Genomic DNA, 13,428 nt, shown 5'->3' on the forward strand with positions numbered 1-13,428 from the left:
AGGACTTGTGTGACCATCCACCCTGAAGTCGAGAACGTCGCAGGGATTCGGTCTATTGATCAGTTGGCCGAGGACGTGGCCGTGACGCTGAGCGGATCGCTGAATCTACGGCGCACCGCACTGCAATTGGTCGATCTCATTCAACCCACGCTCGCCGACTGGGCCATGGTCGTGATCCCCGACGGGCGGCCCGGCGCGCTGACGCTGCTGGGCGACGCCGCCCCGGGCGGGGTCGGCATCGCCCGCGCCGAGTTGGCCGGACTGCCCCTCGACCGTGTCCTGCGCACCGGTCACCCCGAACGCATCCAGGGCTGTGACCTTTCGGGGCTGGTGCCCGCCGAACCGTTCATCGAGTCCGCCCACGCGCTGGCTCCCGCCGAGGTGCTCGGGGTGGGGCTCACGGCCCGCGGCGCAACCTTCGGCGCGCTGGTGCTGCTGCGCCGGGCGGACGGCGGGTTCAGCGCTGACGAGGTCGCCTTCGCGCAGCACGTCGCCGCGAGGGCCGCACTGGCCCTGGACTCGGCCCGGCTGTATCGGGAGCAGACCCGTGTCGCGTCGGTGCTGCAGCAGAGCCTGCGGCCGCCGTCGCTGCCCAACATCCCCGGTCTGCGGTTGGCCGCGTGCTATCGGCCTGCGGCCGAACACCTCGACATCGGTGGTGACTTCTACGACGTCGTCGGGAGTGACGGTGACTGGCTGGTCGCGCTCGGCGACGTGTGCGGCAAGGGCGTCGAGGCAGCGGCGCTGACCGGGCAGGCTCGCCAAAGTATCCGCACCGCAGCCCATTTCGATCGCGATCCCGCGGCGGTTCTGGGTGTGACGAACACCGTGCTCTACAACCCGTCGTCGACGCAGTTCGTGACGGTGCTGTGTGCGAGGCTGCGGCCACGACCCGACGGCACCGGTGTCGACGTCGATCTGGCCACCGCTGGCCATCCGCCGCCTTTGGTGCTGCGCGCCGACGGGCGCGTCGAGCAGATCGTGGTGTACGGCACGGCCGCCGCCCTCGTCGCCGAAGTCCAATACGGCGCAACGTCTTTCCGCCTCGAACCCGGTGACACGATGCTGATGTTCACCGACGGGGTCGATGAGGCGTGGGGAAACGCGGGCCAGTACGGGCTGGAGAGACTGCGCGCCATGCTGCCCGCCTACGCCGGTGCCTCTCCCGAGGTCGTCTGCGAAGCGGTGGAGCAGGACGTCATGGAGTATCTCGACGGCCACGCCCACGACGACATCGCTCTGCTGGCCGTCACATGCAGCGTCTAGATCCCGCGCCGGAGGTGCTGGAAGAGTACGAGGCCGCCGTCGCCGCATCTGACAGGCCCAGAGTCGTTGCGCTGGTGGACAAGATGCTCGATGACGGGATGGCCCCGTTGTCGGTCCTCACCGACGTCGTGGCGACCTCCCAACGCGTCATCGGCCAACGATGGCAGCGCGGCGAATGGTCGGTGGCGCAGGAGCATGCGGCCACCGCGATGGCGATGGCCGCCACCGAAGTCGTCGCCCGACGGGCCGCAGAAGTTCCCGTCACCTGCGGGCATGTGATCGTGACCTGCGCTGAGCGGGAATGGCATTGGCTGCCCGCAGCCATCATCGGGTGCGTCCTCCGGACTGCCGGGTGGCAGACCACTCCGCTGGGACCGGCGACATCACCGCTGCGCCTGAGCCAGTACATCCAGGACGTCGGCCCCGAGGCGGTCGCCATCAGTTGTTCGGTGTTGGGTTCGATCCCGACCACCCGCCGCTTCATCGAGGCGAGCACATCGGCCGGTGTGCCGGTGGTGGTCGGCGGTCCCGCCCTCGGTGGGGACGCGGTCAGGGCCGCGGCGCTCGGTGCGACGGCGTGGGCCGCGGATGCGGTCGGCGCACTCGAGGCGATGGACGCCCTCCCTGTCGTGGTGTCGCCGGTGTCTCCACTGCCCGAGGCGCCCGCGCAGGAGCAGGGCGCCCTGGAATTGGCGCATGCTGACCTCGTGGATCGCGTGATCCGCCAGTGGAGCGTGACCGCCGACGAAGCATCCGGCCCCGAGCAGACCGCGTTGCGTGCCGTGGCCCGAGACGCCGTACCGCAGACGCTGCACGCGGTCTCGGCGGCACTGTTGACAGGTGACCCACGCCCGGTTTCGGAGACCGCGTTGTGGACGGGAGAACTGCTGGCCCACCGCGGTGTCGAGGTTGGGCCGGCGATCGAGGAGATGGGCCGGGTGCTGGGCGCGACGCTGTTGGACTATCCGCTGAGCACCGGTCTGATCAGCGAGCACTTTCGCCTCGGCTGAGGATTCTGGATTCGAAAGGCCGCACGCTGGATACTCGATATCGCGTCAACGCACGACCGCAACCGAGTCGGAGGGACACAGCATGACCGCAGATCCTGGAGATCTCGCAGAGCAGGCGACCCCCCTGGAGTCGCCCGAAGAGGAGGACCTCGGCGAGCTGCCGATCGAGGCGGACCCCGCCGACTACGTCGAGCAGCATGAGGCGGTCGACGTGTCTGACGAGGACTATCCCAACGACCGCGAGTGAGCGGGTGACCCTGGCCGACGTGCGGTCAGCTCGGCCCGTTCCTTGATTCCCAGCAGCATCCTGCGGTACATCGGGAAGTCCGCGAGTTCGAGGATCGGCGCGAACGCCAGGGTGCCGGGCTTTGTGTAGGAGGTGCGCAGCCGGGTCACCAGACGGGTGCCACCGTCCGGCAGCGGTCGCAGTACCCAGGCCCAGCTGCACAATCCACGGCCACACCAGCGCGGGAGCGGCGTCGATCGTCAGCGCCCGGGTTGCGTGCATCCCGAATCGGGACACCGGGTGTTCGTCGCCGGGCAGCGTCTGCGCCCGCTCGCCGGCGGTGGCTCCCCACCCCGTGTGCCAGTGGCGTACTGCCGTGAGCGTGAGCGTCACGGCGAACAGCGCTGGAATCCGGCGGGGTATCGACACCGCGATATCGTCGCACCGCTCGAGGCGTCTCCGGGTGCCGAAGGTGCGTCCAGGGCTGTGGCCGGCGATCCGAAACAGCCCTGAGCGCACTCTCGCGAGTGGCGGGCCGCAGACCGCGGGGCCCCGCTCAGCGGGGTCGTTGGCGGGAAAGAGTCAGTTGAACGCGCCGGCCAGGTATTCCGTGCGGCACGCGTTGCGGGCCAACTTGCCGCTGGTGGTGCGCGGAATCGCCCCGGCGGGCACCAGGCGCACATCGGCGACGGGCAGGCCGTGCTGACGTGACACGGCCGCGCGGATCGCCGCCGCGACGGGCTCAGGCTCGGCCTTGCCCGCACCGGTGGCGCGCTCGGCGATGATCACCAACTGCTCCCCGGATCCACCGGAGTCATTGGCGGACAACGCAAATGCCGTCACATAGCCGGAACGCACGGCCGGTGAGGCAGCCGACACCGTGGCCTCGATGTCCTGGGGGTAGTGGTTGCGGCCGTCGACGATGATGACGTCCTTGATGCGGCCGATGATGTAGAGCTCATCCTCGATGTACACGCCGAGATCGCCGGTGCGCAGCCACAGACCGGAGTCCGGGGCGCCCTCGGCGTGGCTGTTCTCGGGCTGCCGGGACTGCAGCTTGTTACCGAAGACCGTCTGGGTCTCCTCTTCGCGGCCCCAGTAGCCGCGGCCGATGTTGTCGCCGTGCAGCCAGATCTCGCCGACGTGGCGCGCGGGCAGTTCAGCAGCGATCTCGGAGTCGACGACGACGCCCCACTGGCTGGGGATCATCTGTCCGCACGAAACGTAGGGGACACCCTCGGAGTGGTCCGGGCTGACGGGCACCGCGAGGCCCTTGCTGAGTTCGCCGCGGTGCAGGTACAGCGCGCTGGGTACCGCGGCCGGCGGCACGGAGGCCACCGACAGCGTCGCCTCGGCCATGCCGTAGGACGGCTTGACCGCCGAGGGCGGCAGACCGTAGGGGCCGAAGGTCGCGTTGAACGCTTCGATCGCGGCCAGGCTGACCGGTTCGGAGCCGTTGAGCAGACCGACGACGTTGCTGAGGTCGAAACCCTCGGTGTCCTGCGGGACGCCACGCTGCGCGGCCAGTTCGAAGGCGAAGTTCGGGGCGGCCGCGAACACCCGGCCCTGGGCCGACTCGCGGGCCAACTGCACCATCCAGCGGTGCGGCCGGCGCACAAACGCCATGGGGTTCATGAGCGTGATGTGTCCGCCGCACAACGCCGGGAACATGATCATGATCAGGCCCATGTCGTGGTACAGCGGGAGCCAGCTGACGCTGCGGATGTCGGTGTCCAGTTCACCGGCCAGGATCATCTGCAGGACGTTGGTGCACACCCCGCGGTGGGTGATCTCCACGCCAGCCGGAGTCCGGGTGGACCCCGAGGTGTACTGCAGGTAGGCGAGGTCGTCGGTGCCATGCACGGCGGGCACGAACGTCGCGCCGACAGAGTCCGGGACGGCGTCGACGGCGATCACCCGGGGTCGCTGCGACGCCGGGTGTCGGCGCAGGAAGCCGCGCACCGACTCCGCGGCGGCGGTGGTGGTCAGCACGACCGTGGGGGAGGCATCGGCGAGCACCGCGTCGAGGCGTTCGGCGTGACCTGGGAGTTCGGGGGCGAACAGCGGCACCGAGATCATGCCGGCGTGGATGGCCGCGAAGAAGCCCACGACGTAGTCGTTGCCCTGGGGCGCCAGGATCGCCACGCGGTCGCCGGGGGAGCAGACCTGCTGCAGGCGGGCGCCGACGGCACGCAGGCGCGCGCCGAGTTGGGTCCAGGTGAGTTCGTGGACGACGGGGTCGTCGCCGCGGGTGTAGTCGAGGTAGCGGTAGGCCAGTTCGTCGCCGAGGCCTGCGACGTTGCGATCCAGATACGAGGTCAGCGTCACGCCGTCCGGCAACGCGATGGCACCGTCGGCGTCCAGGTAGTCAGCGACCTTGATTCCGGTGAAGCTGACTCCGTCAGCGAAGTCATCTCGACACACCGCAGAGACTCTAATAGTTGTACTAACAATCCCGTCAATTGGCCCGCCATGATCCCGGTCACGGTGTGGGACATCAGCCGACCATGTCTCACATCTGCGGCGTGCGGGTGCGGCGGGCTCGCCGTCCGGCCGCTATGTTTGCCCATGTGATGCTCGCCGACCACGTGGTGCCTGGCGCGGCACCGGGGAGGTAGCCGATGTTGCCGCCCGGTGCGCTCGTCGCGGGATACCGCGTCGAAGGGGTCCTCGGCATGGGCGGCATGGGCGTGGTGTACCTCGTCGCCAATCCGGAACTGCCGCGGCGCGACGCGCTGAAGGTGCTGTCTGCCGAACTGTCCCGCGACCCGGACTTCCGGGCCCGCTTCACCCGCGAGGCCGACGTGGCCTCGATGCTCGACCATCCCAACATCACCTCGATCTACCGCCGCGGCACCACCGAGGACGGCCAGCTGTGGATCGCGATGCAGTTCGTCGACGGCACCGATGCGGACGCCGCCCTGAGGACCGGCACGATCACTCCCAACCGCGCCGTGCACATCGTCACCGAGGTGGGTAAGGCGCTCGACTACGCCCACGAGCACCACGTCGTGCACCGCGACGTGAAACCCGCCAACTTCCTGCTGTCCGGTCCGCCCGGCCCGCGCGAACGCGTGCTGCTGGGCGATTTCGGCATCGCCCGCGCGCTCGACGATGTGAGCCTGACGGTCACGGGGTCGGTCACCGCGACGCTGGCCTACGCCGCACCCGAGGTGCTCTCGGGGGAACCGGTGGACGGCCGCTCGGACATCTACTCGCTGGGCTGCTCGCTGTTCCGGATGCTGACGGGGAAGGCGCCCTTCCACGACTCACCGAGCGCCGCCGCGGTGATGACCGCACACCTGCAGCAGCCCCCGCCGCGCGTGACCGCGGTGGTGCACAACCTGCCCGCGGCGCTCGATGCGGTGATCGCGACCGCCATGGCCAAAGACCCGGCACGCCGCTATCAGACCGCGGCGGAGTTCGCCGCCGCCGCGGCTTCCGCCCTCAACGACGACCGCACCATCCCGGCGCCGAGGGGGCGTATCGCGCCACCGCCGATGCCCGCGCCGTCAGCCACGACCGGTCCGCCGCCCAACGCCGCGCCGCCGTCCAACGGGTGGATGGCTCCGCCGTCGTACCCGCACTACGCGCCGCCGCCGATGAACTTGACACCGCCGCGGACTCGCCGCCGCGGGCCGATGGTCGCGGCCGTCGCGGGCGCAGTGGTCCTGGTGGCCGCGGGAGTCGCCGGGGCGACCATGCTCACCAACAGCCGAGACGACGATGCTCCGGCCGATCCGTCGGCCACCACGGCGGCGACGACCTCGGCGACGACCAGCCGCACTGGGTCGCCCGTGGCGCCGGTGGCGGCGTCGGGACTGCCCGGACTGCTCAGTCGCACAAGTGAATTGGCCAATCTTGCGGGGGCGACCGGCATTGTGGTCACGGGCGAGGCGCCGGTGCTCTCCGACGACGCCGCTTCTGTCGACAACAAGGAATGTGTCGGGGCATGGCTGCCCGGGCAGCGTGTGGTCTACGGAGACTCCGGTTGGAGCGCGACACAGCAGCAGATGTCCCGCAACACCGGCGACGGTCCGCCGAGCCACACCGTGACCCAGGTGGTGGTGTCGTTCCCCACCGCGGAGGCCGCGACCCGCAACGTCGACCAGCAGGAACAGACATGGCGGACGTGCGAGGGCCAGATGATCATGGCGACGTATCCGCAGTCCACCGACACGGTCCGATACACCTTCGGCGCGCCCACCACGGAGGACGGAGTGGTCTCGATGCGGGAGATCCGCGAGGGCGGCAACGGCTGGGGCTGCGAACGCGCCGTCGGCGCCCGCAACAACGTCGTGGCCGACACCATGGTGTGCCGGTACGACCCCACGGGTCAGGCCGCGGCGATCGCCCGCGCGATCCTGGACCGGGTCCCGAACTAACCCGGTTCGGGACCCGTCGCTACCGGACGCCCCGGCGTGCTCGACCACTCCGACCACGAGCCCGGATACAGTGCGGCGTCGATGCCGGCGATGGCCAGGGCGGCGATCTGATGCGTGGCGGTCACACCGGAACCGCAGTACACCGCGACCTGCCCGGTGTCGGCGCCGAGGCTGGCGAACCGCTCCTGCAGTTCCGTGGCTGGGCGGAAACCACCTGCAGCCGTGAGGTTCTCGGCCGTCGGGGCGGACACCGCACCGGGGACGTGACCGGCCACCGGATCCAGCGGCTCCTCCTCCCCGCGGTAGCGCGCGCCAGCTCGGGCGTCGAGGACATGCCCATCGCCGGCGTGGGCCAAAGCCGCAATCGCATCGCCGTCCAGCGTCGGCATGCCTTCGAGCGAGCTGATCTCCACCGATCCCAGATCGGGTTGACGCGCCGCGGTCTCCACCGGAAGCCCGGCCGCCACCCACGCAGGCCAGCCCCCGTCGAGCAGGCGGACATCCTCGATGCCTGCGGCCCGCAGCAGCCACCACGCCCTGGCTGCGGCCTGTCCGCCCCAGGCGTCGTAGACCACGACCGGGTCACCGTCGTCGAGACCCCACGAGCGGGCATGGGCCTGCAGTTGCGCCGCGGTGGGCAGCGGATGCCGGCCCCGCCCGGTGATCGAATGGTCGGACAGTTCGGCGTCGAGATCGACGTACGTCGCACCCGGCACGTGCCCGGCAAGGTAGTCGGCTCGGCCGTCGGGTGCCGCCACAGTCCAGCGCACATCGAGAATGCGCAGACGCGGATCGGACAACCGCGCGGCAAGGTCGCTGGGGGAGATGAGGACCGGTGACGACGACGTGCTCACCGGACTCACCCTACGACGGTGGCACAGCCGTCATCGCCGAACGGATCAGGGCGAAGTCGGCATCCGGGATCCGGAACAGCCCGAACCGAAACCGGTAGCCCCAGCGCTTCTTGTCCTCGATGAACCCGAGGCCGTCGAGGAGGGGACGGATCGGTGTCTCGGTGCAGTCGAGAAACTCCATCCGACGCCTGAAGGGGTGGAAGCCTTCGGTCATCTGCACCTGAAACGGTTCGTCGTCGACGATCCGGCCCAGAGCGGTGAACGCCTGCAACGGCGCACCGTCGGGGTGATCGGTCCTGGGCGAATAGAAGGCCACCCAATCGTCGCGAACGAGTCTGCGCAGCCGATCCGGTGTGCCGTGGTCGGATTGGGTGAAGCCGCCTGCCACGCCGCGCAGGACATGGTCGCGGCCGACGGTGTTGATCCATGCGGTCATGACCGGACGTTAGGCGTCGGGTCGGACATCGCGTGTGCTCTAATCCACAGGCAGGAGGTGCCCGTGCCCGCAACCGCAGCGATACCCGCAAGTCCCGCCGACGTCACCGCGACATGGCTGACCGACATCTTGGCCGCCGACGTCGTCGATGCGACCGTGGTCCCCGTCGGCACCGGTCAGACCGGCGCCACGTACCGCGTGACTCCCGTCTACCGAGACCCGCGCCCAGACCTTCCCGCGACCGTCATTGTCAAACTGCCGTCGCAGGAGGAGGCGGTGAGGGAACGCGTGGCGCTGGGTTACCGCTCCGAGCACGCGTTCTACACCGAAGTGGCGGCCACCGTCGCGGTCCCGTTGCCGAGGGTGTATCACTGCGAGATGGACCGCGACGGTGCGGATTTCGTCCTGGTGCTCGCGGACTTGGCCCCCGCCGAACAGGGAGACCAGATCGCGGGCTGCACTCCGGCCGAAGCCGCGCTGGCCGTGACCGCGCTGGCCGGACTGCACGGACCCCGGTGGTGCGATCCGACGTGGGACAGCTTCACCGGTGCGACGATGCCACGCCCCACGGCGGACTTCGCGCAGGGGATGGGCGCCTTGGCGACAATGGCCGCCGAGACGACGATCTCCCGACTGGGACCGCGGATGAGCGCCGCCGACCGGGGCACCCTGGCCGCCGCCGCGGACGCGGTGACCGACTGGCTGCTGCTCGAACCGGATCGGTTCGCGCTGCTGCACGGCGACTTTCGGGCTGACAACCTGCTGTTCGATCCGGATCGCACGACGGTGACCGTGGTGGACTGGCAGACACTGACCGTCGGCCTGCCGACCCGCGACCTGGCCTACTTCACCGCCACCAGCCTGCTGCCCAAGGTTCGCGCCGAGATCGAACGGGATCTGGTGGCCGAGTACCACCGCGAACTGCAGCGCCTGGGTGTCGACGGCTTCGACGCCGAGACATGTTGGCGCGATTACCGATTGGGCACGTTGCAGGCGCCGCTCATTACGACGTTCGGCTTCGCGTTCGCCGCGTCCACCGAACGTGGCGACGACATGGTGCTCGCGATGCTCGAACGAGGGTGCCGCGCGATCCGCGAACTCGAGAGCCTGGAGCTGATCAGCTCACTGACCTGAGCCTGGTGCCGCGTCGACGAAAGCGCGCACTCGCCGCAGGACGTTGGGCGCGATGGCGCCGCCGTTGCGGATCTCCCACAGCTGCGCAGGCACGACACCCAATAGCGCACACACCATCACCTCGGGCAGATTCGACTCACGGCAGGCGCGGTCGAGTTGGGCACCCACGCTGCCGGCCAGGCGAGTCAGCAGCGACTGCCGGGTGGCCTCCAGCGCGCGAAGGTGACTGAGCAGGGCCGATGCGGATTCCCCACCGGTGTTGACCGCCACCCGCCACGAGTTGGCGGTCAGCTGCTCCGCCTTGACGCACTGGGCGAGCACCGAGGTGACGACGTTTTCGTATTCGTTTGACGACGGCGCGGGAAGCCGGGCGATCACCGAGTTGAGCGTCTCCAGCTGAGCTTCGGCGTACCCCACCAGTACCGCGATGTCGGTGCCGGGATCGGCGGTGACAGCGGCCGCGACATGGGTCCCGGGCGGCGAACCACTGGCCGTCAACTGGCTGGCCTCGGACTGGGCATCGGCGGCAGCGAGGAGTCGGGCGTAGCTTCCGGGAGGCAGGCCGAGGCCATTCTCAACCTTTTGTACTGTGCTTTTGTGCGGTTTTCGGGCACCGCGCTCCAGGAAGCTCAGCCCCATCACGCTGACGCCGGACGCCTCGGCGAGATCGGCCAGGGACCAGTCGCGGGCCTCGCGCAACTGGCGGATCGCAGCGCCTGCGGATTCGCGGCTCAACGGGACTCTCCAGCCATGCAGAGGATCGTACACAGACCCAGTTCTATCGGTATGCATATACGTTATTGAATACGTTTTATTGCGAGATGCCGCGTTCGCATATACGCTTCCGACACAGTTTTCCGCTGAGAGGAGTCGGACGCATGTTCACCCACCCCTGCGCTTCAGATCCTGACCTTTGGTTCGGCTATCCCGACGACGACGGGGGCCATGGTCCGGCCAAGAACCGGTCCTACGAGACAGCGGCGGTCCAGGCCCGAACCCTCTGCCTGCGCCGATGCCCGCTCGCACAACAGCGGCGATGCGCCCAGCATGCGGTGGACCACGAGGTGGAGTTCGGCGTGTGGGCGGGAGTGAAACTGCCCGGCAACCAGTACCGCAAGCGCGGCGAACTCGAGCACGCACACGAGGTCCTGCGCAGGATCGCCACCGGCGAGATCAGCGCCCGCGAACTGCCCGAGAACGCCGCGCTGCTCGAGCGCCGCGAACGGGACGTGCTGCCGGCGGTGGCCGCGGTCTTCCACCGCATCCCGGCCGACGACGCCGCCGCCTGAGTGCGGCCATGACCGAACTGGAGGTCCTGCTGCGGGCGCACCGATTGTTCACGACGGCCGTGCTGCCTTCGGCCCCGTTGACTGCCGGACACGTGCAGATGCCAGCGGTCGATGGCGGCAGCCGGGCGCTCGACGCCTACCGGGCCCGTCGACAGGCCGCGGTGCTGGCCCAGCGGACGGCGGCCCAGACGGACTCCGCGCTCGGCGGCGTCCTCTCGGGGGCGCAGCAGGACCATGCGCGTGCGCTGTCGTTGACCCGGCAGGTCCTCGACGAGGCCCGCCGCGACACCGGCGGTGCCGCGGATTCACCGGTGGCACAACGTGAAGCGATCCGTCGTGCGGCGGCGCGACTGCGTACTCAGCACGGCCATGTCGTCACCGCTCGTCGGCGCGCGGCGCTGCGGTTGGCGATTCTGCGCGCCCTGCGTTACCGGGTGCTGCAGCGGTTCAGGCAGTCCGGGGGAGCGCCCCTGGCCCCCGGTGACACCAGGGCCGCGGTCGCCGTGCGCGCAGCCCTGTCGCGGCTGGGCCGACCCTATGTCTGGGGGGCCACCGGTCCCGACCGATTCGACTGCTCCGGCTTGGTGCAGTGGGCCTACCGTCAGGCGGGCGTCCAGATCGACAGGACCACCTATGACCAGATCGATGACGGAATCGCGGTGCCACGCTCTCAGGTTCGGCCCGGCGATCTGGTCTTCCCGCACTCGGGCCATGTGCAGATGGCGATCGGCAACGGGATGGTCGTCGAGGCCCCGTACACGGGCGCGAATGTGCGAGTGAGTCCACTCGGCGACAACGTGGTGATCCGGCGGCCACTGGCCTAGGCAGACCGGCTCATTCGTGAATTGTCGACCCCCAAGGATCGGGAGTAGCTTCACAGCCATGACCGAGCAGGCGGGTGACGCGGCCGCGGTGCTCGATGCGCGGCAGTCGGCCGTACTCGCCCGGCGCAACAACCTCGCCACCGCCGACCGCGTTCTGGCGGCTGTGGTGGCGGATGCGCACACCGCGACACTGGCGGCGCGGCGCCGTCTCGACGACATCGAAGACGAAGTCGAGGCACTGGTGACCCACCAGGATGAGCTTGGTCTGGACACTGCCGCCGGAGTGCTTGCGGTGCAACGCTTCCTGGTCGAGAAGCTGCGGGAGATTCACTCCGTCGTGGCCGATGCGGCATCCGATGCGGCGGCGAAGACGGCTGTCCTGCAGGGACTCTCGGCGCAATACGGCACACGGCAGTCCGAGTAGTCCACAAGCAGTCCACAGGCGCGGTCGCGGTGAATTGTCACCTCCGCGCCTGCTCCGTAAGGTCCGGCGCATGGAGGCACCACGTTGAGCGTGCAGGACGACCTTCTGGCCGCGATGCGACACCTGAGCGCGGTCACGGGCGACTCCCAGGCATGGCAGCGCGGCCTCAATGAGGTCGAGATCGCCACGGCTACCATGCCCGTGTCGCCGCCTGCCGCCCTGGCGGCCGTCGTCGCCAAGATCCGCGCCAATCACCCGGCCCTCTTCGAAGCGAAGACGGGTGCCCCGATCACGCCCGGCGCTCCAAAGGCCCCCGCGCCCGGCCCACAGCAGGGCGAGGAAGCGACGGCGATCAAGAAGGCCGAAAGCGATCTCGCGCGCCAGAATTCGTCGACCGCGACGCTCGACCTGCTGGTGATCTCGGCCATCCTCAACGCCCACGCGACCAGCGCCGACGGGGCCGAGAAGCTCAGCGCCCTGCAGGAGGAGATCGAACACGCCGTGCAGTCGCGGACCGATCTGGACACCCCGGCGGGCGCCCGCGACTTCCAACGGTTCCTCGCCGACAGACTGCGCCAGATCGGCGCCATCGTCGAGAACGCTCACCTCGACGACCGGTCCAAGGCCGCGATGGCCACCGCATGGACCGCGCTGTACGAGTCCACCAAACGCGTAGCCGCGCCGGCTGATGCCGAGACCGCGCCGCCGGCACCACCACCGCCGCGAAGCGGGACTTCGCCATCGGAACCGTTGCTGCCCTATGGCGCCGATGTGCCCGCCGATCTGCTGGCCGATCCATGGGCAGACCTCGGATTCGCGCCCACACCGGCACCTGCGGCACCTGCTGTCCCGCCCGGACCGCTGAACCCAGCATCGCCGGCACCGGCAGTGTCGATGCCGGCGCTGCCGTCGATGCCCGCGACGTCGCCAGCGTCGGGCGGCCTGCCCGCGAGCCTGCCGAGTCTGCCGGGGCTGATGCCGTCGGGCCTCACCCGATCCGGAGCAGGAGCCGACGGCGGTGTGCTTCGAGATCCGCTCGACGGGCTCACCCTTGAAGAGCTGTTGGCCGAGGATCAGGCACCCGCGGCCGACACCGCGGAGGACGACGAGGACGACGCCGCCACGGGCCCAGATGAGCCGTCCGCACCCGAAGCGCCCTCGACCGCAGTCCGCCTGCCCGACGGCAGCCACGTCAACGCGCCGACACCCGCGGTGGCTGAAGCACTCCGTGCGGTCCTCGCGGGTACGTCGGTGGCGGAGGCGTATCACCGTCACGGCCTCTCGATCCCACCGCCGGGCAGCGCGGTCCCGCATCCGGTCGATCCCAGCCGGGTCTCGACCGGCGACGTGGCGATGTTCTCCGACCGCCAGGCCGTGGCCCTCGACCGTCAGCGCGCCTTCGTCGACGGGCAGGTGCAGCCGATCACCACCGTCAGTGGCCCGAGTTTTCTAGGCTGGCTGCATCCGCCGGAGAGCGGCACCGCGCCGTCCTCGGGACCGGCCAATGCGCCCAGTGACACCGCGAAGCCCGCTCCGACGCGCCCGGCCGTCGCCGGTCGCGCAGGATAGAAAGGTTCCTG

General features: G+C 69.6%; 14 protein-coding genes. 9 read left to right on the plus strand and 5 right to left on the minus strand.

The features are described from left to right. Positions 1-9: 9 nt before the first annotated feature. The 3 genes from G6N34_RS25855 (at position 10) to G6N34_RS25865 (ending at position 2,523) form a co-directional block, all read left to right on the plus strand. Positions 10-1,266 (plus strand): PP2C family protein-serine/threonine phosphatase, encoded by a 1,257-nt coding sequence (locus tag G6N34_RS25855; RefSeq protein ID WP_234812913.1) that lies wholly within the window; start codon positions 10-12, stop codon positions 1,264-1,266. After that, complete coding sequence (locus G6N34_RS25860; protein ID WP_109788507.1) at positions 1,254-2,276, plus strand: cobalamin B12-binding domain-containing protein; 1,023 nt, start codon at positions 1,254-1,256, stop codon at positions 2,274-2,276. The genes G6N34_RS25855 and G6N34_RS25860 overlap by 13 nt, the downstream gene beginning before the upstream one ends. Positions 2,277-2,358: 82 nt before the next feature. Further along, entirely contained in the window at positions 2,359-2,523 is a 165-nt protein-coding gene (locus G6N34_RS25865) for a hypothetical protein (RefSeq protein ID WP_163645543.1), read from the plus strand. Here the strand turns inward: G6N34_RS25865 and G6N34_RS28190 are convergent. After that, positions 2,502-2,672, minus strand: a complete 171-nt coding sequence (locus tag G6N34_RS28190; protein WP_234812914.1) for a hypothetical protein — start codon at positions 2,670-2,672, stop codon at positions 2,502-2,504. The genes G6N34_RS25865 and G6N34_RS28190 overlap by 22 nt on opposite strands. Positions 2,673-3,084: 412 nt before the next feature. Beyond that, a complete protein-coding gene (locus G6N34_RS25875; protein ID WP_085152310.1) occupies positions 3,085-4,926 on the minus strand; it encodes a fatty acyl-AMP ligase in 1,842 nt (613 codons plus the stop codon). Between the two features lie 197 nt (positions 4,927-5,123). Between G6N34_RS25875 and G6N34_RS25880 the strand changes: the two genes are divergently transcribed. Then, positions 5,124-6,887, plus strand: a complete 1,764-nt coding sequence (locus G6N34_RS25880) for a serine/threonine-protein kinase PknH/PknJ (protein WP_085152311.1) — start codon at positions 5,124-5,126, stop codon at positions 6,885-6,887. On the opposite strand, the gene G6N34_RS25885 is transcribed toward G6N34_RS25880, so the two are convergent. After that, complete coding sequence (locus G6N34_RS25885) at positions 6,884-7,741, minus strand: sulfurtransferase (protein ID WP_085152312.1); 858 nt, start codon at positions 7,739-7,741, stop codon at positions 6,884-6,886. The two genes, G6N34_RS25880 and G6N34_RS25885, sit on opposite strands and share 4 nt — an antisense overlap. 10 nt (positions 7,742-7,751) lie before the next feature. Continuing rightward, entirely contained in the window at positions 7,752-8,177 is a 426-nt protein-coding gene (locus G6N34_RS25890; protein ID WP_085152342.1) for an EVE domain-containing protein, read from the minus strand. 63 nt (positions 8,178-8,240) lie between these two features. On the opposite strand from G6N34_RS25890, the gene G6N34_RS25895 reads away from it, so the two are divergent. Beyond that, complete coding sequence (locus G6N34_RS25895) at positions 8,241-9,311, plus strand: phosphotransferase family protein (protein ID WP_234812915.1); 1,071 nt, start codon at positions 8,241-8,243, stop codon at positions 9,309-9,311. Here the strand turns inward: G6N34_RS25895 and G6N34_RS25900 are convergent. Beyond that, a complete protein-coding gene (locus G6N34_RS25900; protein WP_085152313.1) occupies positions 9,300-10,046 on the minus strand; it encodes a helix-turn-helix domain-containing protein in 747 nt (248 codons plus the stop codon). The two genes, G6N34_RS25895 and G6N34_RS25900, sit on opposite strands and share 12 nt — an antisense overlap. Positions 10,047-10,189: 143 nt before the next feature. Here G6N34_RS25900 and G6N34_RS25905 point away from each other — a divergent pair, with 143 nt between their 5' ends. The 4 genes from G6N34_RS25905 (at position 10,190) to G6N34_RS25920 (ending at position 13,417) form a co-directional block, all read left to right on the plus strand. After that, entirely contained in the window at positions 10,190-10,600 is a 411-nt protein-coding gene (locus tag G6N34_RS25905) for a WhiB family transcriptional regulator (RefSeq protein ID WP_085152314.1), read from the plus strand. An 8-nt stretch (positions 10,601-10,608) separates the two neighbouring features. Beyond that, positions 10,609-11,424: a C40 family peptidase gene (locus G6N34_RS25910; RefSeq protein ID WP_085152315.1), complete on the plus strand. Its 816-nt coding sequence runs from the start codon at positions 10,609-10,611 to the stop codon at positions 11,422-11,424. A gap of 58 nt (positions 11,425-11,482) precedes the next feature. After that, positions 11,483-11,848 (plus strand): DUF4226 domain-containing protein, encoded by a 366-nt coding sequence (locus tag G6N34_RS25915; RefSeq protein WP_085152316.1) that lies wholly within the window; start codon positions 11,483-11,485, stop codon positions 11,846-11,848. A 90-nt stretch (positions 11,849-11,938) separates the two neighbouring features. Further along, positions 11,939-13,417 (plus strand): DUF4226 domain-containing protein, encoded by a 1,479-nt coding sequence (locus tag G6N34_RS25920; protein ID WP_085152317.1) that lies wholly within the window; start codon positions 11,939-11,941, stop codon positions 13,415-13,417. Positions 13,418-13,428: the final 11 nt, after the last annotated feature.

The organism is Mycolicibacterium confluentis (genome assembly GCF_010729895.1).
Taxonomy (GTDB): domain Bacteria; phylum Actinomycetota; class Actinomycetes; order Mycobacteriales; family Mycobacteriaceae; genus Mycobacterium; species Mycobacterium confluentis.

Excerpts from the sequence above, each read along its gene's own strand:
- G6N34_RS25860 (WP_109788507.1), top strand. The coding sequence starts at position 1,254 with ATGCAGCGTCTAGATCCCGCGCCGGAGGTGCTGGAAGAGTACGAGGCC.
- G6N34_RS25865 (WP_163645543.1), top strand. The coding sequence starts at position 2,359 with ATGACCGCAGATCCTGGAGATCTCGCAGAGCAGGCGACCCCCCTGGAG.
- G6N34_RS25880 (WP_085152311.1), top strand. The coding sequence starts at position 5,124 with ATGTTGCCGCCCGGTGCGCTCGTCGCGGGATACCGCGTCGAAGGGGTC.
- G6N34_RS25890 (WP_085152342.1), bottom strand. The coding sequence starts at position 8,177 with ATGACCGCATGGATCAACACCGTCGGCCGCGACCATGTCCTGCGCGGC.
- G6N34_RS25905 (WP_085152314.1), top strand. The coding sequence starts at position 10,190 with ATGTTCACCCACCCCTGCGCTTCAGATCCTGACCTTTGGTTCGGCTAT.
- G6N34_RS25910 (WP_085152315.1), top strand. The coding sequence starts at position 10,609 with ATGACCGAACTGGAGGTCCTGCTGCGGGCGCACCGATTGTTCACGACG.
- G6N34_RS25915 (WP_085152316.1), top strand. The coding sequence starts at position 11,483 with ATGACCGAGCAGGCGGGTGACGCGGCCGCGGTGCTCGATGCGCGGCAG.